Here is a 22,476-nt window from a genome sequence, read left to right as displayed (position 1 = left end):
GATTCACCTCGGGCAAAGGACCCCCACGCATGAAACACCGCACGGAACTCCGCACGAACCGGCCCCGCTCCCCCGGCGCCGTCGGCAGGCGGCTGCTCGGCGTCACCCTCCCCCTGCTGCTGCTCTTCGTGACCTCCCTCCACTCCAGTGCGGCCCAGCCGGCCGACACCCCGGTGAACCTGTCGCTGGGCCCCGGCGCGACAGCGGTCGCCTCGTACCAGGACGGCTCGTACACCGCGGCCGACGCGATCGACGGCAACACCGCGACCCGCTGGTCCAGCGACCACAGCAACGACCCCAACGCCTGGATCCACGTCAATCTCGGCGGCGAGTACAACGTGACCACCGCCGTGCTGGTGTGGGAAGCGGCGTACGCCTCGGCGTACAGGATCCAGGTGTCCGACGACAGCACCCACTGGACGGACGCGTACTCCACCACCGGCGGGCACGGCGGCACCGAGACCGTGACCGTCGACAAGGCCGCCCACTACGTGCGGATGCAGGGCGTCACCCCGGCCACGCAATACGGCTACTCCCTGTGGGAGTTCCAGGTCTACGGCACGACGAGCAGCGGCGGCACGGGAAGCCCCGGCTCGGCGACCATCGCGCCGTCGACCACGTACCCGCAGACCTACAGCGACTGGCAGGACGGTCTGCTGGCCGGCAACGGCAAGCAGGGCATCATCGTCTTCGGCAATCCGCGCAACGACACAGTCGTCTTCGACGACAAGGACTTCTTCATGGCGCGGACGGAGGCCCACCCGCACCGGACGTTCAACACCGTCAGCGCGGACAACATCAACCGCATCCGTGACCTGCTGATCGCCGACGACTACCAGGACGCCAACCAGCTCGCCGCCGACGTCCAGGGATACCAGGGCGGCGGCGAGGGCAGTAAGCACCCCGGCTACAAGATGACGATCGCGATGCCGGACAGCGGTCCCATCAGCAACTACGTCCGCTCCACCGACTACTCCTCGGGCGTGGTCAAGGTGAACTGGACGGACGACAAGGGCAATTGGGAGCGGGACTCATTCGCCTCCCGGACCGACGGCGTCACCGTGCAGTACCTGCCCGCGCCGGCCGGGCAGCGGCTGGACGTCAAGCTCGGCCTGTCCATCGACCCGGGCATGAACCTGCTCAACAAGGGCGTCACCTACACCAACAACTCCACCACCGACTTCCTCAACCTGCGGGCGAAGTACCCCAGCGGCAGCTTCAACGCCGGCTACGAGGGCGTCACCCGGATCGTGACCGACGGCACCAAGACGATGTCCGGCACCGACGTGTCCGTCTCGGGCGCGAGCTATGTGATGCTGCTGTCGCTCACCCAGCGCTACAACGGCACCTACAACGGCGGCGTGCCGGCCGAGCAGGACTGGAACAAGCAGCTCCTCCAGTCGAAGCTGGCCGCGATCAACGACAACTACCAGACGCTGCTGAACCGCCATGTGGCCAAGCACAGCGCGATCTTCAACCGGGTCTCCCTCGACTTCGGCGCCTCGCCGCAGGACCGCGCCAAGTCCACCGAGGAACTCCTCGCCGAGCAGAAGGCGTCCTCCACGCCGATCCCCGCCCTGTACGAGCGGATGTTCTACGCCGGCCGCTACCACCTGCTCGGGTCGAGCAACGAGACCGCCGCACCGGACCTGCTCGGCAACTGGACCGGCGACAGCAATGTCGGCTGGGACGGCTACTACCACCTGGACGCCAACCTCAACCTGCAGATCTCCAGCGGCAACATCGGCAACATGCCCGAGGCCATGGCCGGCTACTTCTACCTCAACAAACAGTGGCAGAACGACTTCCGGACCAACGCCAAAAAACTCCTCGGCACCAGAGGCATGCTCACCGGCGGCAACACACCCAACACCGAGGGGCTGATCTCCAACATCAACTTCGACTACCCGTACCAGTACGTCACCGGCGGCGAGTCCTGGCTGCTCTACCCGTTCTGGGAGTACTACGAGGTGTCGGGCGACAAGAACTTCCTCGCCAACCAGTACTACCCGCTGATCCGGGACATGGGGGACTTCTACGAGGACTTCCTGGTCAAGAAGGACAGCAACGGCAAGTACATCTTCGCGGGCTCCATCTCCCCGGAGAACACCCCGCCGGGCGGTGTGCCGCTGGCCGTCAACTCCGTCTACGACATCTCCGGCGCCCGGTTCGCCCTGTCCACGCTGATCCAGACCAGCAAGATCCTCGGGCGTGACGCCGACAAGATCCCGGTCTGGCAGGAGAAGCTGGACAATCTGCCGCCGTACCTGATCAACAACGACGGCGCGCTGGCCGAATGGGCCTGGCCGGACCTGGCCAACAAGAACAACTACCAGCACCGGCACTCCAGCGGCCTGATGCCGGTCTGGCCCTACCGCGAGATCACCCCGGAGACCAACCCTGCCCAGTTCAAGGCGGCCCAGGTGTTCCTGCAGAAGAAGGACGCCGGGAACTACGAGAACGCCGGGCACGGCCTGCTGCACGGCGCGCTGATCGCCGCCGACCTGAACCAGCCGGACTCGGTCGGGGCGAAACTGCTGCGGTTCGCCAAGGAGGACTACTACTACACCGGCATGGCGACGTCGCACTACAACAACCACAACACCTTCGCCACGGACGTCGTCAATTCCGTGCCCACCGTGATGATGGAAATGCTCGCCGCCACCAAGCCGGGCACGCTGGAGCTGTTGCCCGCGCTGCCCAAGGGCCTGGACAAGGGCTCGATCTCCGGCCTGCTCGGCAAGGGCCAGTTCACCATCAACAATCTGAGCTGGGACATGGGCAGCCACACGGTGAAGGTGACGCTCACCTCGGGCATCGACCAGAACCTGACGCTGATCCAGCGCTCGGGCATAGCGTCGATCACCGCGGACGGCGTCACGGTCCAGAGCTCCCCGCTCGGCACCATCGCCCGGGTCCTGCCGCTGCAACAGGGGAAGACCGTCACCGTCAACCTGACCCTGAACGCGCCGCGGACCAACCTGGCCCAGGGCAAGCCCGCCTCGGCCTCCTCGGAGTCCAACAGCGACCAGACCGCCGCCAAGGCCTTCGACGGCGACCTGTCCACCCGCTGGAGCGCCAGCCAGAGCGCCGACAACTGAATCCAGGTGGACCTGGGCGCCACCTACAACATCAGCGAGGTCGACCTGATGTGGGAGGCGTCCTACGCGAAGGGCTACAAACTCCAGGCGTCCACCGACGGGTCGACGTGGCGGGACATGTACACCCAGACGAATTCGTCAGGGGGCACGGAGAAAATCGCCGTAAGCGGACCGGCCCGGTACGTCCGCATGCAGGGCACGGCGACATCAGGCCAATGGGGCTACTCCCTCTACGAGATGCAGGTGTTCGCCTAGGTCGTCCGGCCGCCCCGTGAAATGACACATCAGGAAGGGTGCCGGGCTCCTCCCCGGCGAGGGCCCGGCGCCCTTCCGCATGCTTCCGGTCACCGTCCCGGGTAGGCCAGAATGCCGACCCGGGCTTCCATGCGAGGAGTTGGCGATGAGCGGGCCGGAGTTCCTGCAACTGGACGTATCCGCGGCACGGTCCGGGCGGGCCCCGGCGACCTGGGGTCAGCAGGCGGTCTGGGACGCGGTCCTGGTCCTCGGCGAGGACGCCCCCTGGTACAGCGTGAAGGCCGGCTTCGAACTCCCCTCCCCGCGGCCGCGCGCCGCCGTGCTGGAGGCGCTGACCCACGCGGTGCGACTGCACGAGGGGCTGCGGACCCGGCTGGAGCCGCAGGACACCGGCGCGCTGACGCAGATCCTGGACGCCTCCGGTCGCATCCCGGTGACGGTGCGCACCAGCGCGCGCGAGGACACCGCGGCCGCGGGCGGGGAACTGCTCACCGAACTGGGCGCCCGGCCCTTCGACTGCGCCGTCGAGTGGCCGCTGCGCATCGGGCTGGTCGAGGCCGACGGCCTGGTCCGCCATTACGTGATGGTGGTGGCGCACACGGCGGTCGACGGCGGTGCGCTGCGCCGCCTGGCCCGGGACGTGGTCATGATGCTGGACGGCGTGTCACCGCAGCGGATACGGGAGCTGTTCCCGGCGACCCAGCCGCTGGACGAGGCCGCGTACCAGCAGTCGGAGCGCGGGCGCAAACGCGACGCCGCCTCCCGCCGGTACTGGATCGGCAAGCTCGGCAAGGGGCCGCGCGAGCTCTTCCCGCCGCGCGCCGAGCGGGCGCCCGGCCCGGTGTCCCCCTACGCGATGCTGCACTCCCCCGCGCTGCTGCCCGCGGTGGACCATGTGGCGGCCGCGCGCGGGGTGAGCAGCGCGTCGGTGCTGCTGGCCGCGGTGGCCCAGCAGACCGCGCGGCTGAGCCGGACCGCGGAACCGCTGCTCCAGGTGGTGGTCAGCAATCGCTTCCTCCCCGGTATGGCGCAGTCGATCAGCACCGTGGCCCAGGAGGGGCTGTTCCAGCTCCAGACGGGCTGGGAGGACTTCGGGTCCCTGGTGAAGTGGGTGCACACCGGCGCGCTGGGCATGTACCGGCACGCCTCGTACGACAAGCGGCTGCTGGACCGGGACATCGAGGACCTGCGCGGGCGGCTGCCGGACGTGGCGGACCACTCGTGCTTCTTCAACGACACCCGCGAGCCTGAGCTGTACCGCCCGCCGGCCGGCGACGCCTCGTCGCTGCCACTGGCCCGATCGCGTGAACTGAGCACGCTGGCCTGGCCGGGCGAGTCCTCGCCGCGCAAGAACGTCACCTTCGCCGTCAACGTGAACGACGAACCGGGCGCGGTCAAACTGTCGATCACGGCCGACACCGCGCTGCTCCCCCCGGCCGACATGGAGTCCTTCCTGCTGGGCATGGAGGAAGCGGTGATCGAGGACGCGCTCGCCACCGGCTGCGCCTGAAAGCGGCCGAACAGCCGCTCCAACGACTCGTACCGGTCGGGCCCGCTTGTGCGCCACTCGGCCGCGGCGCGCGCCATGATCGCCGAGCGGGCGGGCAGGAGCTGTGTCATGGTCGGTGCGGAAAGGGGTGAGGCCCGGTGAAGACGTCGCTCACGACTGCCGCGCTGCTGCGGCGGGTGCTGCCGAACCCCGACGGGCCCGGATACGTCCTCGCCGGGATGAACCGGCTCGAACAGGCCGATGCCCTGGACGGGCTGACGCAGGTGCTGCGCCGTGCCGTACGGGCGGTGCCGCTCGGCCGCAGCAGGGACGTCCTGCACGGGCGGTGGCTCGGCCACCCCGTGCATCCCGTGCTGGTACAGGTCCCGGTCGGCGCGTGGATCTCCTCGGCGGTGCTGGACTGGACGCCCGGCGGCAGCCGGTCCGCGGCGGTCCTGATCGGTGTGGGGCTGGCGGGCGCCGGGCCGGCGGTCCTGGCCGGGCTCGTCGACTGGGCGGAGCTGGAACACGAACAGGCCCGAGTGGGCCTGCTGCACGCGGCCCTGAACACCACCGCGGTGGCCTGCTACACCGCGTCCCTGACCGCCCGGCTCACCCGGCGCGGGCTGCGCGGGCGGCTGCTCGCCCTGGCCGGCCTGTGCGCGGTCGGCGCGGCAGGAGCGGTGGGCGGCCATCTGGCCTACCGTCAGGCGTCGGGGACCAACCACGCCGAGGCCGTCCCGCACCTCGTGCCTCCCGGCTGGCATCACGCCGGCCCGGTGGCCGAACTCCCGGTGGGACGCCCGGTGCGCCGGATGATCGGGGAGGTGGCCGTGGTGGTGGTCCGGGGCGCCGGCGACACCTTCCACGTCCTCGCCGACAGCTGCACCCACCTCGGCGGCCCGCTCTCCGAGGGCGCGGTCGAGAACGGCTGCCTGCGCTGTCCCTGGCACGCCAGCACCTTCCGTCTCACGGACGGCTGGAACAACCACGGCCCGGCCACCGCCCCGCAACCGGTGTTCGACGCCCGGGTGGCGGACGGCCAGCTGGAAGTACGGCTGCGCACGCCCCCGCCGACGCCGCACTGACCCCGCAAGGGGCCGTCCGTCACCAGCCGGAACGTATGCACGGCTCCGAGCTCGGCCCGATCGACCGGACCCGCACCCCGCCCGCGCCCGGCGCGTCCGTCTCCTCCTTCATGGTCCGCGCCCGGGGATGGGGTCAGGCGGCGCGGGTCGTGCCCCGTTCGAGGGTGCTCAGCGCGCCGCGCAGCAGGATCCGGCCCGGCAGCCCCACGCCCGCGGCCTCGGCCACGACTTCCGCCGCGGTGAGCAGGGCCGGGACGGCGAGCGGGGCCGCGGCGCGCAGCAGGCGCGCGGCTTCGGGGAGGAGGGCGGGCCCGGGAAGGGCGGCCGGGAGGGTGATGCGTATCGTGATGGTCACGGGTGCTCCGACGGGGCGACCCCGGCAGGGGTACCAGGGGTACGAACATGGGTCGTACCCCCAGGCAAACCCGGCGAGGCCAGACGGACGGGTCGCACACATGTCCAGCGGGTGAATTCGGGGCGAATCGGGCGTGCCGCACTCAAGCCGCGCCCGGTCCGTACTCATTCCGAGCGGAGAGCCGTGGCCACGCGGGGCGCGAGCGCGGCGGCCACGGTGGCCGTCGCGGAGCAGCCGGTGACCGCCGCCCAGGCGACCGGGCCCAGCGGGGTGCAGCCGAAGAACTGGCTGACCCCGGGCGTCTGCACGACCGCGACGAGCACGGCGGTGGAGATCCCGGCCGTGGACAGCACCAGCGGGCTGTGCCAGTCGGTGATGAGCGTCTGCCCGAGCTGGGTGCCCACGAGCGCGGCCAGGCCCATCGTGTCGGCCCGCTTGCCCCGGCCGGTCATCCGGCCGATCTGCCAGGCCCCGGCGGCGCCCAGCGTGGTGGCCCCGCCGCGCACGGCCAGCACCCTGGCCAGGTCCGGGCCGAGCAGCCCGGGCGCGGGACCCCCGGCCAGCGGGTCGGCGCCGGCCGTGGACGGGCGCGCGGGCGCCACGGCGACGGCCAGGGCGGGCAGCATGTCGGTGAGCAGGTTGACCAGCAGGAGCTGACGCGTGCTCAGCGGGGCGCGGCCGGAGAGCGCGGTGCCCAGGACGGTGAAGGCGACCTCACCCGCGTTGCCGCCGACCAGGATGCCGACGGCGTCGCGGACACTGCGCCACAGGGTGCGGCCCTCGACCAGCGCGTACAGGAGACGGTCGGGGGCGGGATCGGTCAGGACGAGGTCCGCGGCGGCCCGGGCCGCCCCGGAGCCGTACGCCGACAGGCCGATGCCCACGTCGGCCATACGGATCGCCGCCGCGTCGTTCACCCCGTCGCCGGCCATCGCGACCACGTGTCCGGCCCGCTGGAGGTCGTGGACGACCCGGACCTTGTGCTCGGGGGACATCCGGGCGAACACCGCGCTCGCCGCGGTCCTGGCGATCCGGTCCGGTTCCGCCAGCGCGTCCAGCTCCGCCCCCGTCACCACTCCGGCCACCTGGATCCCCAGGTCACGGGCCACGGCGGCGGCGGTGGCCGGGTGGTCGCCGGTGATCATCGCGATCCGCACCCCGGCGTGGGACAGGCGCTTGACCGTCTCGGCCGCGCCGGGCCGCGCGGGGTCGGAGATGGCCAGGAAGCCGAGCAGGGTCAGGCCGTCGATCCCTTCCGGACGCAGGTCCGGTTCCGTCGCGGCCCGGCCCGGTGACGCCTGGGCCACCGCGAGCACCCGCAGTCCGTCGTCGGCCAGCCTGCGGACGACGTCCTGGGCGGCGCGTCTGCGGCCCGCGTCCAGGGGTACGGCGGCGGCGCCGGGATCACCGACCACGGCCGAGCAGCGGGCGAGGACCGTCTCGGGGGCGCCCTTGACTGCGAGGCCGGGGCGGCCCGCGTCGGTGCCCGCGGTGGCGGAGAAGCCGCGGCTGGCCTCGAAGGGGAGTTCCGCGGTCACCCGCCAGGCGTCGTCGGGCGGGCAGTGGGCCGCCGCCGCGTCCACCACGGCCTGGTCGGTGGCGTGGGCGAGCCGTCCGCCGGTCCCGGGCCGGGGGCAGGCCCGGGCCGCGGTGCGCAGCAGGATCAGGCCGCCCGGGCCGGCCAGGTCGACCTCGTGCTCGCAGGAGGCCGCGCGGGTCACGGCCAGCCGTCCCTCGGTGAGCGTGCCCGTCTTGTCGTAGGCGACGACGTCCACCCGGCCCAGTGCTTCCAGGACCCGGGCGGAGCGGGTCAGGACGCCGTGCCGGGACAGCCGGCGGGCGGCGGCGGACTGGGCCACGGTGGCCACCAGGGGCAGCCCCTCGGGCACGGCGGCCACGGCGACCGCCACGCCGGAGGCCAGGGCCTGGCGCACCGGTGTGCCGCGCAGCAGCCCGAACATGGTCACGGCGGCGCCGCCGACGCCGACGGCCGGCAGCGCCACCCGGGTCAGCTCGGCCAGATGGCCCTCCAGACCGGTCGGGACCCCGGCGGCGCCGGCGAGTTCGGCGGCCCGGCCCGCCTCGGTGTGCGCCCCGGTGGCCACCACCACGGCGTAGCCGGTGCCCGAGAGCACGGTGCAGCCCTGGTAGACCATGCAGGTGCGTTCGGCCAGTTCCGCGCCCGGGGCGGCGGCGGGGTCCTTCGCCACCGGCGTGGGCTCCCCGGTCAGGCTCGCCTCGTCGACCTCCAGCCGGTCGGCGACCAGCAGCCGGGCGTCGGCGGGCACGATGTCGGCGGGGCCGAGCGCGATGACGTCGCCCACCCGCAGGTCGTCCGCGGCGACCGTGTCGGTGCCGGCCCGCGCGAGCCCGGCGAAGAACCGGCTCCGGTCCCCGGTGACCGGCCCTTGCGGCGGCTCCCAGCGCAGCCGGCGCGCCGAGACGCGTTCGGCCAGCAGCAGCCCCGACAGCGCCCGTTGCGCGCGCAACCGCTGGGCGCCACTGATCAGCGCGTTGCCGGCCATCACCCCGCCGACCAGGGCCGAGTCGACGGTGGAGCCCACGGCGGCCGACGCGGCGGCGCCCAGGGCGAGGACGGGGGTGAGCGGGTCGCGCAGTTCCTCGCGTACGGCACCTGCCAGTTGGACGCCGGCCCGGACCGCCGGGCCGGTACCGGTGACGCGGGCGGCGTACTGCGCGCCGTCGACGAGCAGCCGCCGGGCCCGGGCCACGGCCGGGTCCGGCGTGGGCGCGGCCGCTGCGGTGGCCGGCCGCCCGCTGACGGTGTGCAGGACGGCGAGGGTCTCGCGGGCGCCGAGGGCGTGCCAGGCGCCGCGCACCCGCGGCGGCGGTGGCGTACGACGGGCCAGGCGCCGCGCGGTGCCGACCCCGCCGGCCTGGGCCAGCAGGGCGGCCCCGTGCACCGGTGACGTGGTCAGTCCGGCCACGCCGCGGCGGGCGTCCGAGCCGGTGGCGGCGAGCAGCGCGCCCAGCACCGAGCCGCCCACCGACAGGTGCGCGGACCTGCGGCTGACGTGGCGGGCCTCGCCGGTGGCGGTCAGGACGCGCCAGACCTCGGCCAGCCCGGGGCCGCAGACCAGATCGGCCGACCAGCACACCCGTTCGGCCGTACCCGCCCGGGTCAGCACGCCGACGCCGAGGTCGGCGGCAGCCAGGGCGTGGTCGGCGTGCGCGCTGACCAGCAGGACGACTTCGCCGTCCGCCTGCAGTGCCCGTACCTCGGAGGTCAGGGACGCCGCGCCGTCCAGCACCCGGTCCGCCCACGGCAGCAGCTCGCGGACCGCGGCGTGCCCGGTGAGGATCAGGCGTCCGGCCGCGGACCGGGCCGCGGCCATGACGGCCTCGGCGAGCGGGTCGAGGTCGTAGGTCACCACCACCTCGCCGCGTTTCCCGCCGTCCGGGCCGAGGAGTTCCAGCGGCAGACCGTCGCGCAGCGCGGCGCCGGGCCGCCCGGGCCGGCTGCCGCGGACCCGCCGCAGCCGCCATCCGTTGCCGCTCCAGGGGCCGGCGCCGGCCAGCTCGGCGGCCGGCCGGCCGGACAGCACGGACTGGGCGGCACTCCACACGCCGGCCTCGTCCAGGTCGTCGCCGGCCACGGCCGACAGCAGGCGCGGGCTGGCGGCGCACAGCGCGGCCGAGTCGATCACCACGGTGGTCACCCGGTCGAGCACCCGCAGGGCGTTGCCGTTCATGGGCACCACGCCCAGGCGGGCCAGGTCGCGGCCCAGCCACGCGCTGAACGCCTCACGGCCCATCCCGGCGGCCTTGGGCACGGTCGCCAGCAGGGCCCGCGCGGAGCGCCCGGGATCACCCGTCCAGACCAGCAGGCCGCCGGCGCCGGCCAGCCCGGCCAGTGACGTACGGTCGGCGCAGATCTCGACCGGCCCGGGCGGGAGCGGCGCCGGGCGGGGCAGCCGCTCGGCGATCCGCGGGTGCAGGCCCTTCCCGCCGCGGACCAGTTCGTGTTCCCGTCTGGCCCACACCTGCTGGCGGGAGCGGATCTCGGCGAGTTGCCACACCCGCTGCGCCCCGTCCAGGGCGATGGCGGCCACGCCGTCGGTGAGCGCGTGCGCCGCCGCGCTGGAGACGGCGAGGACGACGTCGGTGTGCTGTTTGCCGAGCCGCTTCTCCAAGGCGCGGCGCACCCGGGGCTGGGTCTCGGCGACCACCGCAGGGACGCGCAGGGCCACCGGGAGGACCCGCAGCGGTACGACACGGCGGACGGCTGCGACCCCGAGTCCGGCGACGTCGGCGAGCAGGACGGCCTTGGCCAGGGCGGCCGGCGCGGTGTCGGAGGGAAGCGGCGGGCGCAGGCCGGGGAAGTCCTCGTCGTCGGTGCCCTGTTCCCGCTCGATCTCCTCGACCAGGTCGAGCAGGTCGTCGGCGTCCACCTGCTGCTCGTCCAGGTCCACCACGACCTGGCCGAGCACGGCGTTGACCTCGGCCCAGTGCACTCCGTCCATCGCGCGGACCGCGGCGGTCAGCGCGCCGCTGAGCCGTTCGTGCCGATCGCCGTGGCCGGTCAGGCCGCGCACCTCGATGTGGGCGCGTCCCCGGTGCGCCCACACCCGGCGGCGGCCGCGGCGCGGTCCGGCGTCGGCCAGGGAGGCGACCGCTTCCACGAGGTCGGCGGGCATGCCGCCCACCGCGCCGAGCAGGGCACGGCTGCCGTGTTCCACCCGTTCGGCGGCATCCCGCGCCGCGCTGCCCAGTACGCCGATCGGTCCCGCCACCAGACCGGCCATCGAGGGCGCGAGCCCACTCCAAGGCAGCACAGCCGTCTCCCTTCGCCCACGGACTCCGCTCGAAGCCCGTTCGAACTCCGCTTGCACCAGGTCGTCGCCGCCCCGGCGGCGGGTACGAGGCGTACCCGCCGCCGGGGCGGCAGTACCCGGACGTGCACATGGCACGCATAGGCACATAGCGGAATAATGCGACTTAATAGGGCATGACTCTTCATCGTGATCGGCTATAGGAAGGATCCGGCATGACGACCCCCACCAAGCGCACCCGCAGCGGGCAGGGCCGGACGGCAGCCGAGGCCGCGAGGGGCACCCGCGCCCGGAAGGCCACGCGCCCCGCGTCCGAGGCCGGGCGCAGGCGGGCCACGGGCAGCACGACCACCCGCGAACGCGCCGCGGACGGCGCCGAGCACGCCCATGACATCACCGTCACCATTCCGGTGGACCGCGCGGCCGACACCGCGAAGAAGGCCGTGGCCCTGCCCGTCGCCACCGCGCGCCGCGTCCTGCCCGCCAAGGGCGGCCTCCCGCTGTACGCGGGCCTGGGGGCCCTCGGTGTCGCGGGCGTCCTCGAATGGCCGGTGGCGGTCGGGATCGGCATCGGTTACGCCGTCCTGCGCCGCGGTGGCCCCCTGGAACCCCGGCCCGAGGAGGACGGCAACCGCTGACGGCCCGGGCCAAGGGGGCGCGTGTGTTGTCCGGGCAGAAGTCCTCCGTGGCCTGGTCCACCTTCCGGCCGGACGGCTTTGCACTACGGGGCAGCGCACCCCTCCTTCGTCCCGCGGGCGGATCTCCCCATGCCCGCCCGGCCAAGTCCCCTCCGGGCCACCGAAGTTGTGTGCCACCTCTGAACATGCGAAGGAACCACGACAGGTTGCTTCACTCGTCGGGGCGACAGCGGCACGGAGGGGCCGTCACGTGTCCCATCGGATGGCTACGGTCGTGTTCCGTACGTCATTTCGGCTGCCTGGGGAGGTCACGGGATGACGGTCGAATCCGTACGGCCGACGAGGACGGTCGACGGTTCGTGGGGCCGGCGTCCTGACCGGACGCGACCAGGCGAGGGGGGAACACATCATGGCGTTGCCCGTGAAGTGGCTGTACGTCAGGGACACCATTCAGGTGAACGACCAACTGCTCAACGAGATCAAGGCCGAGATCACCTTCCACGCGCTGCCGGCCGGTTCGTTGCTGGCCGTGGTCGCCCGTGAGATCACCCATGACCAGGGGTATGTGCTGGCCCTTGCGGACTACCCGCTGCTTTTCGTGGCCGAGACCTACCGGGGCCAGGGCGGCGCGATCGACACCTCTGGGCAGCAGGGCGCTTACGGGGGCACCGGTACCGCCGGGGGAAAGGGCGGGCACGGACCGGAGGGCCGGGACGGCGGGCCCGGCGGCCCGGGCGGAGAGGCCGGGCCCGGCCGTGCCGGGTCACCGATCACGCTGCTGGCGGCCCAGGTCAGCGATCTGCGGCTGATCGCACGGGGCGGCCGGGGCGGCACCGGCGGCTCGGGCGGCCGGGGCGGGGCCGGCCTCGAAGGGCACAAGCCCAACAAGCCGGACATCGACGGTACGGATCCGGGCAACGGCGGCCCCGGAGGTCCGGGAGGACACGGCAGCACCGGCGGGCCCGGAGCGGCGATCGTGGCCGAGTTCATCACCCAGTCGGGTCTGAACGCGGACGGCAGCGGCGGCGATCCAGGGACCGCCGGGGCCGGGGGCGCGGGCGGACAGGGCGGCGGGGGCAACAACGGGATCGGCGACCCCGGTCCGCAGGGACCTGTCGGCTCACCCGGCGCCCCTGGCCCCTCGGTCCTCCCGCAACTGACGGGGCACGCGGACGGCGACTGGTGGGCGCTGGTCCTGGATCGGCTGGGGGACAACGCCCGGATCTGGGCGGACTACCGCACCCGGGTGGGCGAGTACCACTTCCGCGGTTACGCGCCGGGCGATCCCGGCAAGAGCGGCCACCGGGCCGTCGCCGGGTACGAGTTCGGGCGAGCCCTGACCCTGGCGGCGGATCAGGCGCAGGCAGCGGAGCTGTCCCGCTATGTCGCCGGGAACCTCACCCCGGTCGGGCAGCCCTACGACCTGGATCTGGTGCCGGACTTCCCGCAGTTCGAAAAGGTCGTCACCGATTACGACACCATCGTCAAGAGCCTTTTCGACAACGGTCTGAGCCTGCTGCTCCGGGCGGAGGACACCGGGCAGAAGAACCAGCGGCTGCAGACGGACATCGGCCATCTCGTCGGCCTGGGCTCGGTGCTGGACATCGAGAAGACGGCCGCCGCGCTGGCCGTGGAGGAAGCCACGGCACGGCGGGCCGAAGCCCAGCGCCGGGTCGTCGTCAACCAGGCGGCGATCGACGCCGTGCTCGAGCAGATGGACGAGGAGCGGCTGGATTTCCCGATCGAGCAGGTCGTCTCCACGGTGGCCGCCGCCGCCAAGGCCGTGGCCGGTCTGCTGGCCTTCGCGGGCGTCTTCGCCGTCGCCGCCGTATCGGCCCCGGGAACCGCTCAGGGCGCCTTGTCGGCCTCCGGCGCCCCCGCTGCCCTGGACACTCCCACCGCGTCGAGCCCTGTCGCCGTACCGGACGCCGCCGTCCAGGCGTCCTCTGCCGACCTCGATGCCGCTTCCCGTTACGCCGCCGCCGCGCGGCTGACGATCGCCCGGGCGGAGGCGGTGGAGAAGTTCGACCTGAACACCGGCACCTTCGAGGGCGCGTACCTCGTGGAGTGGATGGACTGGAGCGACCCGCAGAACCCGAAACCCAAGGACGACAAGAAGGACAAGCTCGGCGATCTCAAGGACCTCCTCGGGGTGGCCAAGGACTTCGCCGACCTGGGGAGGACCATCGGCCAGCTGCGTATCGCCGAGGTGAGCCCGGAGACCGCCGCCCTGCACAAACAGCTGGTGCTGCGGCAGATGGAACTCCTGGCCGACCTCGACCTGGCCAAGCTCGACCTCGGACAGAAGAACATGCTCGCGGCCGAGACGCAGGCGAAGATCGCCCTGAACCAGCAGGACCTCGCCGACCTGCGCAATCTCCAGGCGGGCTGGGACGCCGACATCGCCAGGCTCAGCGCGATCGCGCGCATGGTGATCGCCCAGACCCAGGTCTACATGGACGTGCTGATCACCTACGCCTTCTACGCCAACCGGGCCTTGGACCTGTGGACGTTCAGCGGCAACGCCCCCCGCTTCAGCTTCGACATCGGCCATCTGCCCCCGGACGACGTCGAGAACGCCTACCAGCCGCTGGCCCGAGGCGACGACAGCCGGATCATCCCGCTGCTCAACGCGTACCTGACCACCTGGTCCCGGATGCCGGAACTCATCGCGCTGCGCGCGGCCTACGACGAATACCAGAACCATCTCGACGACTACAACCTGCGGCTGACCGTCACCAGCCCCGCGGTCCTGGACTCCCTGCGCGCCACCGGCACCGCCGAGTTCGACGTGACGCTGGCCGACTTCCCCACCGTACTCAAGGAGTTGAAGACCGACGGAGTGCACATCGGTCTGGTCGGTGCCACCGGCAACGCCCAGCACATCCCGGTGTTCGTCCGGCACGGCGGCGCGGCCGTCAACCGGTTGCGCGACGGCAGCCACGTCAGCCTCACCGCCCCGGCCCGGCGCACCATCGTCGACGCCACCCTCGACGCCTCCGAGCCGGGCCACCGGGAGGGCAGCCGGCCCTCCTTCTGGGGCCGCAGCCCCGCGACGACCTGGCAGATCACCATCGATCCGGACGACGCGAAGCGAGCCGGCCTCGGCCTGGCCGGGCTGAGCGCGCTGAAGGTGTCGCTGTTCACCTTCGTCTACGACACCGGCAGCCCTTCCGGCCCCGCGGCGGCTCCCATGGCCGTCCAGGCCGACTTCGAGGGAACCGGGCATCCCGTCACGGCGCAATGGTCTCCCGAGGACGGCATGTGGACGGTACCGCTGTCGTCCGGCGGCTCGGTGATCGTGCCGTTCGGGCAGGCGGGGGACTTCCCGGTGCCCGCCGACTACGACGGCGACGGGAAGGCCGAGCCGGCCGTGTGGCGCCCGTCGAACGGCAAGTTCTACTCCAGGCCGCTGGCCGGCGGGCCGAGCATGATCCGGCCCTGGGCGGACCCGACGTACCGGCCGGCGCCCGAGGACTACCCGGGCCTTGCCCGGTTCGCGCAGGCGTGCGGGATCCGGGCCAACCGGCTGGCCGAGGCCGGGCGCGCCGCCGAGGCCGTCACGGTGGCCCGGCAGGCACGCGACGGGTACCGCAAGCTGGCCGACGCGGACGGCTCGTACACCACCGCTCTGGCCTCCAGCTCGGTGTTCCTCGGCAACTACGCGCAGAACGCCGGTCTGACGCCGGAGGCACTGACGGTGACCCGGGAAGGCGTCACCCTCTACCGCGGTCTCGGGGACCGGCCGGGGCTGGCCTGGGCGCTGACGAACCTGGCGTTCCGGTGCTCGGCGGCCGCCGACGCGGGCGGCGCGGTGGACGCGCAGCGCGAGGCACGGGACATCTACGCCCACCTGGCCCAGACCGATGCGGCCACCTACCAGCCCCAGCAGGCAAAGGCCGACGTCTTCCTCGGGGCCTACCTCACTCAGGCCGGCCGGTACGCCGACGCCGTCACGGCGGGCCAGGCCGGGGTCGACCTCTACCGCCGGCTGGCCCAGGACCCCGAGCTCGCCTGGTCGCTGTGGAACCTGGCGCTACGGCTGTCGGCCGCCGGACAGGCGTCGGCGGCGGCGGACGCCCAGGGCGAGGCACGCGACGTCTACGCACGCCTCGCCCGGACCGACCCCGCCACCTATCAGCCCGAGCTGGCCAACGCCGCCTTCCAACTGGCCCGGCTGCTGGTCCAGGCCGGCCGCCGCCCCGAGGCGCGCACCGCCGCACAGCAAGCCGTCGACCTCTACGGCCAGCTCGCCCAGAGCGACCCCGGTGCGTACGCGGCGCGATTGGAGGAGGCCCAGCACCTGCGCGACTCCCTGTAGCGACGCACCCGTGCCCTGCCCGGCCGGTCCGCCGGGCGCGGCCGCGCGGACACGCGCTGACCTGCCGAGTGCCGCCGCACGGCACGAGGCACGGCTACCCTTCGACCGGTTCCCGGTGTCCGCCGGAACGGCAACCGGGGGAACACCGGGGGCGGTTGCCGGCTTGGAACCGAGCACGTGACCGCCACCGAGGAAGGGAAGCGACCAATGGAGACCTGGGACGCGATCCGGGCCCGCCGCAACGTCCGCAGATACCGGCCGGACGCGGTGTCCGACGAACACCTGCGGCAGATCCTGGAGGCCGGCCGGCGGGCCCCGTCCGGGGGGAACCGCCAGCACTGGGACTTCGTCCTGGTCACCGACCGCCGGCAACTGGCCGATCTGGGCGCCATCTGGCAGGGCGGCCAGTACATCGCCGCCGCGGCCGCCTCCATCGCGCTCGTCCTCCCCCAGCCCCGGGACGAACAGGCCGTGCTGCTCGACCAGTTCGACCTCGGCCAGGCGACGTACGCGATGATGCTGGCGGCGACCGACCTCGGCATCGGCACCGGGCACTCGCTGGTGGGCGATCAGGACAAGGCGCGGGCGATCCTCGGCGTACCGCAGACGCATGTCGTCTCCTATCTGCTCGGGGTCGGCCACCCCGCCGACCGGCCGCTGCGGCCGATCGTCACGCCGAAGCGGCGTCCGTTCGACGAGGTCGTCCACTTCGGCCGCTGGCAGGGCAAGGACGACCCCACCCGCTAGCCGCACGAGGCGCCTCCAGTTCTTATAACGATGGAAAGATCTCGCCTCCTGACGCACCCACTCCTCCTCGCAATCGGCCGCCACCCCCGGAGCAGCGGAAAAACCCGTGGCCTCCGCGGGGTTGACGCGAACCTGTGAGCGGGGCCAGATTTCCATCGTTGTACAAGCCGCATACGACGGAGGCGATCCACTGTGCGTCAGCACATCATCAGGGGACCGAGCAGACGCAGATCCGCACCGCCGGCACAGCGCCGGCTGACCGCCTGCTTCGCGGCGCTGGCCGCCGTCGTCGCGCTACTGCTGAGCGGGACCGCGCAGCAGGCCGGCGCGGCGGGAGTTGCCGCGCCGGCCGGGACCGACCCGGCCGCGCCCTACCCGGAAGTGGGCCCCGGGACGCATTTCCTGGACGACGCCTCGTACCTGTCGGGGATGGACGACCCGCAGTGGTACGAGGCGAACATCCCGTTCGTGGACCTGCCGGACGCCACGATGCAGAGCGTCTACTACTACCGCTGGCGCACGTACAAGGAGCACCTGCGCTACACCGACCCGGCCGACGGCTGGATCTCCACCGAGTTCCTCGACTGCTGCGGCTACGCGGCGCCCTACCAGGCGATCAACGCCGCCGCCGGGCACCAGATCACCGAGGGCCGGTGGGTACGTGACCAGTCCTACGACGACGACTACATCCGCTTCTGGCTGACCGGCCCCGGCGCGGGCGCCAAGCCCGCGACCGACGACGTCAACGCCGACACCTCGGACTGGGCGCACGAGTACAGCGTGTGGCTGGCCACCGCGGCGTACGAACAGGCCCAGGTGACCGGCGACTTCAGCCGGCTGCGGGCGCTGCTGCCCGCGCTGGTGCGCCAGTACCGCGGCTGGGACAAGCAGTTCGACGCGAGCCTCGGCCTGTACTGGTCGGTCCCGGTATGGGACGCCATGGAGTTCTCCGCGTCCTCGTACGCGTCCAGCGATCCGTACCACGGCGGCGCCGGCTACCGGCCGACGCTCAACTCCTACCAGTACGGCGACGCCATGGCGATCAGCGAGATCGCGGCGTCGGCGGGCGACACCGCCCTGGCCACCGAATACGCGGGCCGGGCCGCTCAGTTGAAGGCCGGGATGCAGAAGTGGCTGTGGGACCCGAGCCGCCACTTCTACTACACGATGGCGCGCGACAACAATCCCGGCCACAAGCTGTCCGACACCCGCGAGGAGATCGGCTACCTGCCCTGGATGTTCGGCGCGGCCGGGTCCGGTGACACCGACGCGTGGTCCCAGCTGCTGGACCCGCAGGGCTTCGCCGGCGCCTACGGCCCCACCACCGCCGAGCGCCGCAGCCCCTGGTTCATGCACGAGGCGTCCGGCTGCTGCCGCTGGGACGGGCCGAGCTGGCCCTACGCCACCTCGCAGACGCTGACCGGGCTGGCCGATCTGCTGGACGACAGCCCGGCGCAGACCACCATCGGCAAGGACGACTACGCCGCCGCACTGGCCACGTACGCCAAGACGCAGATGCGGAACGGCCAGCCGTACGTGGCCGAGGCCCACGACCCGGACAGCAACCGCTGGATCTACGACGGGTACAACCACAGCGAGGACTACAACCACTCGACCTACAACGACCTGGTGCTGTCCGGGCTGATCGGCCTGCGCCCGCAGTCCGGCGGTTCGCTGCGCGTCCAGCCGCTGGTCCCGGACTCCTGGGACCACTTCGCGGCCGAGAACGTGCCCTACCACGGCCACAACGTGACCGTGCTGTGGGACCGCGACGGCAGCCACTACCACCAGGGCGCCGGCCTGCGGATCTACGTCGACGGCCGGCTCGCGCACTCCTCGCCGACGCTGCGCGACACCACCATCGGCGTCGGTGCCGTGCAGGCCCAGGCGGCCACCGCGCCCGCCGCGCACCTGGTGAACGACGCCGCCAACCCGCTGCGCCAGGGCTACCCCAAGCCCATCACCTCGTACACCTGGCCCAACGACAACCCCTGGAACGCCCTGGACGGCAAGGTCTGGTACAACCAGGTGCCCGAGGACACCCGCTGGACCAACTACTCCTCCCCCAACGCCCAGGACTACTACGGCGTCGACTTCGGCGCGCCGACCCCGGTCGGCGACATCCGCTGGTACGGCTACGACGACGGGGGCGGCGTACGGCCGGCCGCGGCGTACCGGGTGCAGTACTGGGACAGCTCGGCCTGGCAGGACGTGCCGGATCAGGTCCGCACGCCCCAGCAGCCGGCCGGCGACGGCCTGAACCGTGTCACCTTCCCCACCCTCACCACCACCCGGGTCCGGCTGCTGTTCACCAACCCGCCGGGGGCGTTCGTCGGCGTGACGGAGTTCGAGGCGTGGGGTCCGTCCAGTACGGACGCGACGGTCGCCGTGGGGCCGACCGACGCCAACGGCCTGATCAGCGTGGGCACGGCGACGCCGGTCGACGTGACCGTGCACAACACGGCCAAGCGGCCGCTGGACTCCGCCTCGGTCGCGCTCGGCCTGCCGGCCGGCTGGACCGCGCAACCGGTCGGCGCCCAGCCGTCGGTGGTCCGGCCGGGCTCCTCGGCGGTGTGGCACTACACGGTCGCCGCTCCCGCCGACGCCGCGCCGGGCACCGCCGCCGGGCTGCTGGCCACCGCGACGTACCAGCAGCCGGGCGGCCCGGTCGAGACGACGCACCGGCTGCAGAACCTGCACACCGCGTACCCGCCCGGACAGCACGACCCGGTCGGGGTATGGAGCCTGGACGAGGGCACCGGCGCCGTGGCGCACGACCCGGCGGGCGGGCACGACGCGGCCCTGACCGGCGCTCCCGCATGGGTGCCCGGCGTGTCCGGCACCGCCCTGCAACTCGACGGCCGCTCGCAGTACGGGCAGACGGCCGGGCCGGTGCTCGACACCACGGGCAACTTCACGGTCAGCACCTGGGTGAAGCTGGACAGCACCGGCTCCTGGGCCACCGCGGTCAGCCAGGACGGCCCGGTCAGCAGCGGCTTCTACCTCCAGTACTCGCTGGCCGACAACCGGTTCGCGTTCTCCACCGCCGAGGGCCGCGCGCTGTCCGACCAGCCGCCGGTCACCGGCAAGTGGTACCGGCTCACCGGCGTCCACGACGCCGACGCCGGCTCGTACACCCTGTACGTCGACGGTGTCGCGCAGTCCACCGTGTGGCACCAGCCCTCCGGTGACGCGGCCCCCGGTCCGCTCGCCATCGGCCGCGCCTTTTCCGGCAGCCACAACGCCGACTACTGGCCCGGCGCGATCGACCAGGTGCAGGTCTGGAACCGGGCGCTGAGCGCCGCGGATGTCGCGGCCCTGCCCACCGCCTGAGCCCGTGCAAGCAAGCAGCCGGGGCGCCGTCGTGACGGCGCCCCGGCTGCTTGGTTATGCGGCTGTCTCGGTGTCCGGCTGTTTCGGCCTCGGCGGATCCGCTACCGGCCGTTCAGGTGCGGGAAGCGGAATTCGGTGGTGCTGTGGAAGGCGTCGGCCGGGGTCAGGACGGTGGAGGGGTAGTCGGGGCGGTTCGGGGAGTCGGGGAAGTGCTGGGTCTCCAGGCAGACCGCGCCGTGGCGTTCGTACGGCTTGCCGTCGGCTCCGCTGAGGGTGCCGTCCAAGGTGTTGCCGCTGTAGACCTGGATGCCCGGCTCGGTGGTCCACACCTCCAGACGGCGGCCGCCGCGCGGGTCGGCCAGCCGGGCGGCGCGGCGCAAAGTGCCGTCCTGCGGGCCCGGGCCGAGCACCCAGCAGTGGTCGTAGCCGCCGGCCGCGCGCACCTGGGGGTGGGCGTCGTCGATGTGCTCGCCGATCAGGTGCGGCTCGGCGAAGTCGAAAGGGGTGCCGGCGGTGGGCTCCGGCGCGCCGAGCGGGATACCGGCCGGGTCGACCGGCAGGTAGGACGGGGCGTCCAGGGCCAGCGTATGGCCGAGCACGTCGCCCACGCCCGCGCCGGCGAGGTTGAAGTAGGCGTGGTGGGTCAGGTTGACCACGGTGGTGCGGTCGGTGCGCGCGGCGTAGTCCAGCCGCAGGGTGCCCTGGCGGTCGAGGGTGTAGGTCACCGAGGCGTCCAGGGCGCCGGGGAAGCCCATGTCGCCGTCCGGGCTGTGCAGGGTCAGCCGGAGGCGCACGCCCCTGTCGTCCAGGTGTCCGGATGCCGCCTGCCACACATGCCGGTCGAAGCCCTCGGGGCCGCCGTGCAGCGCGTGGCCGCGGTCGTTGACCGGCACCCGGTACGGGGTGCCGTCCAGGGTGAACCGGCCGGCCGCGATCCGGTTGGCGTAGCGGCCGATCACGGCGCCGAAGAACGCGCTGTGCGCTTCGTATTCGCCGACCGACGGCAGGTTGAGGACGACGCAGTCCTCCTCGCCGCCGGGGGCCGGCACTCGCAGGCTGTGCAGGATCGCGCCGTAGGTGAGCACTTCGGCGCGGACGCCGGTGCCGGAGTCGAGCGTCCAGCGGTCCACGGGAGCGCCGCCGGACGTGACGCCGAAGGCGGAGCGGACCAGGGATGGGCGAGTCATTCGGTTCCTCGGACGACGGGCGACTGCCGCCGGGAGCAGTCGGCTGGGTGTGGGGAGGGCGGCGCTGGCCGGGGTACGGGCGCCCGGCGGGCGGGGCGCGTCCGGGGGCCGGCCGTGCCGGGCGCCCGGGGCCCGCCCGGCCCCTCGTCGACTCGCGTACGACGAGGGTGTGGCCGGGCGTGATGCGGCGCGGGGCGGGCGGCGGCGACTCCGGGTCCCGGTCGATCCGGTCCAGCAGCCGGGTGACCGCGAGCCGGGCGATCGCGGAGGTGTCGGGCGCGACCGTGGTCAGGGAGATCGCGGCGTACCGGCCCTCGTCGGTGTCGTCGAAGCCGACGACGGCGACGTCCTCGGGCACGCGCAGGCCGCGCTGGGCCAGCACGCGCATCGCGCCCAGCGCCATCTGGTCGTTGTAGGCGAACACCGCGTCCACCGGCGGGCGCCCGCCGTGGCCCGGGCCGGCCAGCAGCCGGGTCATCGCGTCCATGCCGTCCTGGCGGCCGTGCCCGTCGGTGGCCACCACCAGGGAGTTGCGCGGTTCGCCGCCGGCCGCGGCCACTTCCAGCCGCCAGCCGCGCAGCCGCAGATGGGCCTGCCGCCGGCCGCGGTCCGGGCGGGCCCCGATGAAGGCCACCCGGCGGCGGCCCAGCGAGGTCAGGTGCCGGACCGCGGTCCGCGCGGCGGCGAAGTCGTCGATGGCGACCCGGTCGTAGGGCACGCGGAAGCCGGCCTCGCCGAGCAGCACCAGCGGCACCGTGCCGGAGCGGGCCAGCAGGTCGGCCTCGCCGAGCCCGGCCGGGCTGAGGATCAGCCCGTCGGCCGGGTACGAGCCGGTGCCCTCGCACACCATGAGCTCCCGCTCGAACGAGCCGCCGGTCTGCTCCACCAGCACCGTGCGGTCGTACCGGGCCGCGGTCGCGATCACCGCGTCGGCCAGTTCGGCGAAGTGCGGCCGGGCCAGGTCGGGGATCGCCATGGTGATCAGCCCGGTACGCCCGTGGCGCAGGTGGCGCGCCGTCTGGTTGGGCCGGTAGCCGAGTTCGGCGACCGCCCGCAGCACCCGCTCACGGGTGGCCGGGCGCAGGTGCGGGCTGCCGTTGACGACCTTGGACGCCGTCCTGAGCGAGACGCCGGCGCGCGACGCCACGTCCTTGAGGCTGGCCCCCACG

At 73.1% G+C, this 22,476-nt stretch carries 11 protein-coding genes and 1 pseudogene; 8 read left to right on the top strand and 4 right to left on the bottom strand.

Going from position 1 to position 22,476, the window contains the following annotated elements:
* The first annotated feature begins 29 nt into the window (after positions 1–29).
* The 4 genes from ITX44_RS06605 to ITX44_RS06595 all read left to right on the top strand — a co-directional run bounded on the left by ITX44_RS06605 (position 30) and on the right by ITX44_RS06595 (position 5,933).
* On the top strand, positions 30–3,101 hold the full coding sequence (locus ITX44_RS06605) for a glycosyl hydrolase family 95 catalytic domain-containing protein (protein WP_236060152.1): 3,072 nt from the start codon (positions 30–32) through the stop codon (positions 3,099–3,101).
* A gap of 6 nt (positions 3,102–3,107) precedes the next feature.
* Entirely contained in the window at positions 3,108–3,356 is a 249-nt protein-coding gene (locus tag ITX44_RS40825; RefSeq protein WP_307795129.1) for a discoidin domain-containing protein, read from the top strand.
* Positions 3,357–3,501: 145 nt separating this feature from the next.
* Complete coding sequence (locus ITX44_RS06600) at positions 3,502–4,866, top strand: condensation domain-containing protein (protein ID WP_205356081.1); 1,365 nt, start codon at positions 3,502–3,504, stop codon at positions 4,864–4,866.
* Positions 4,867–5,084: 218 nt separating this feature from the next.
* Positions 5,085–5,933: a Rieske (2Fe-2S) protein gene (locus tag ITX44_RS06595; RefSeq protein ID WP_205356301.1), complete on the top strand. Its 849-nt coding sequence runs from the start codon at positions 5,085–5,087 to the stop codon at positions 5,931–5,933.
* Between the two features lie 133 nt (positions 5,934–6,066).
* On the opposite strand, the gene ITX44_RS06590 is transcribed toward ITX44_RS06595, so the two are convergent.
* Together ITX44_RS06590 and ITX44_RS06585 are read right to left on the bottom strand one after the other, a co-directional pair.
* Complete coding sequence (locus ITX44_RS06590) at positions 6,067–6,288, bottom strand: hypothetical protein (protein ID WP_205356080.1); 222 nt, start codon at positions 6,286–6,288, stop codon at positions 6,067–6,069.
* 164 nt (positions 6,289–6,452) lie between these two features.
* Positions 6,453–11,084: a cation-translocating P-type ATPase gene (locus ITX44_RS06585; RefSeq protein ID WP_307795128.1), complete on the bottom strand. Its 4,632-nt coding sequence runs from the start codon at positions 11,082–11,084 to the stop codon at positions 6,453–6,455.
* A gap of 212 nt (positions 11,085–11,296) precedes the next feature.
* Here ITX44_RS06585 and ITX44_RS06580 point away from each other — a divergent pair, with 212 nt between their 5' ends.
* The 4 genes from ITX44_RS06580 (at position 11,297) to ITX44_RS42560 (ending at position 20,120) form a co-directional block, all read left to right on the top strand.
* Positions 11,297–11,719 carry a hypothetical protein gene (locus tag ITX44_RS06580; RefSeq protein WP_205356079.1) on the top strand — a complete coding sequence of 141 codons (423 nt, stop codon included), beginning with the start codon at positions 11,297–11,299 and terminating at the stop codon, positions 11,717–11,719.
* A gap of 409 nt (positions 11,720–12,128) precedes the next feature.
* Entirely contained in the window at positions 12,129–16,040 is a 3,912-nt protein-coding gene (locus ITX44_RS06575; RefSeq protein ID WP_205356078.1) for a tetratricopeptide repeat protein, read from the top strand.
* 207 nt (positions 16,041–16,247) lie between these two features.
* Entirely contained in the window at positions 16,248–16,787 is a 540-nt protein-coding gene (locus tag ITX44_RS06570; protein WP_205356077.1) for a nitroreductase family protein, read from the top strand.
* Positions 16,788–16,979: 192 nt separating this feature from the next.
* Positions 16,980–20,120 (top strand): MGH1-like glycoside hydrolase domain-containing protein, encoded by a 3,141-nt coding sequence (locus tag ITX44_RS42560; RefSeq protein ID WP_205356076.1) that lies wholly within the window; start codon positions 16,980–16,982, stop codon positions 20,118–20,120.
* A gap of 101 nt (positions 20,121–20,221) precedes the next feature.
* Here ITX44_RS42560 and ITX44_RS06560 read toward each other — a convergent pair whose 3' ends face one another.
* Positions 20,222–21,307: an aldose epimerase family protein gene (locus tag ITX44_RS06560; RefSeq protein WP_205356075.1), complete on the bottom strand. Its 1,086-nt coding sequence runs from the start codon at positions 21,305–21,307 to the stop codon at positions 20,222–20,224.
* A 118-nt stretch (positions 21,308–21,425) separates the two neighbouring features.
* Positions 21,426–22,475 (bottom strand): annotated as a pseudogene (locus ITX44_RS06555) (LacI family DNA-binding transcriptional regulator); the annotation flags it as partial.
* Between the last annotated feature and the right edge of the window lies 1 nt (position 22,476).

The sequence above is a fragment of the Actinacidiphila acididurans genome, assembly GCF_016918855.1.
Taxonomy (GTDB): Bacteria; Actinomycetota; Actinomycetes; order Streptomycetales; family Streptomycetaceae; genus Actinacidiphila; species Actinacidiphila acididurans.
This window is presented reverse-complemented; position numbering and strand designations above follow the sequence as displayed.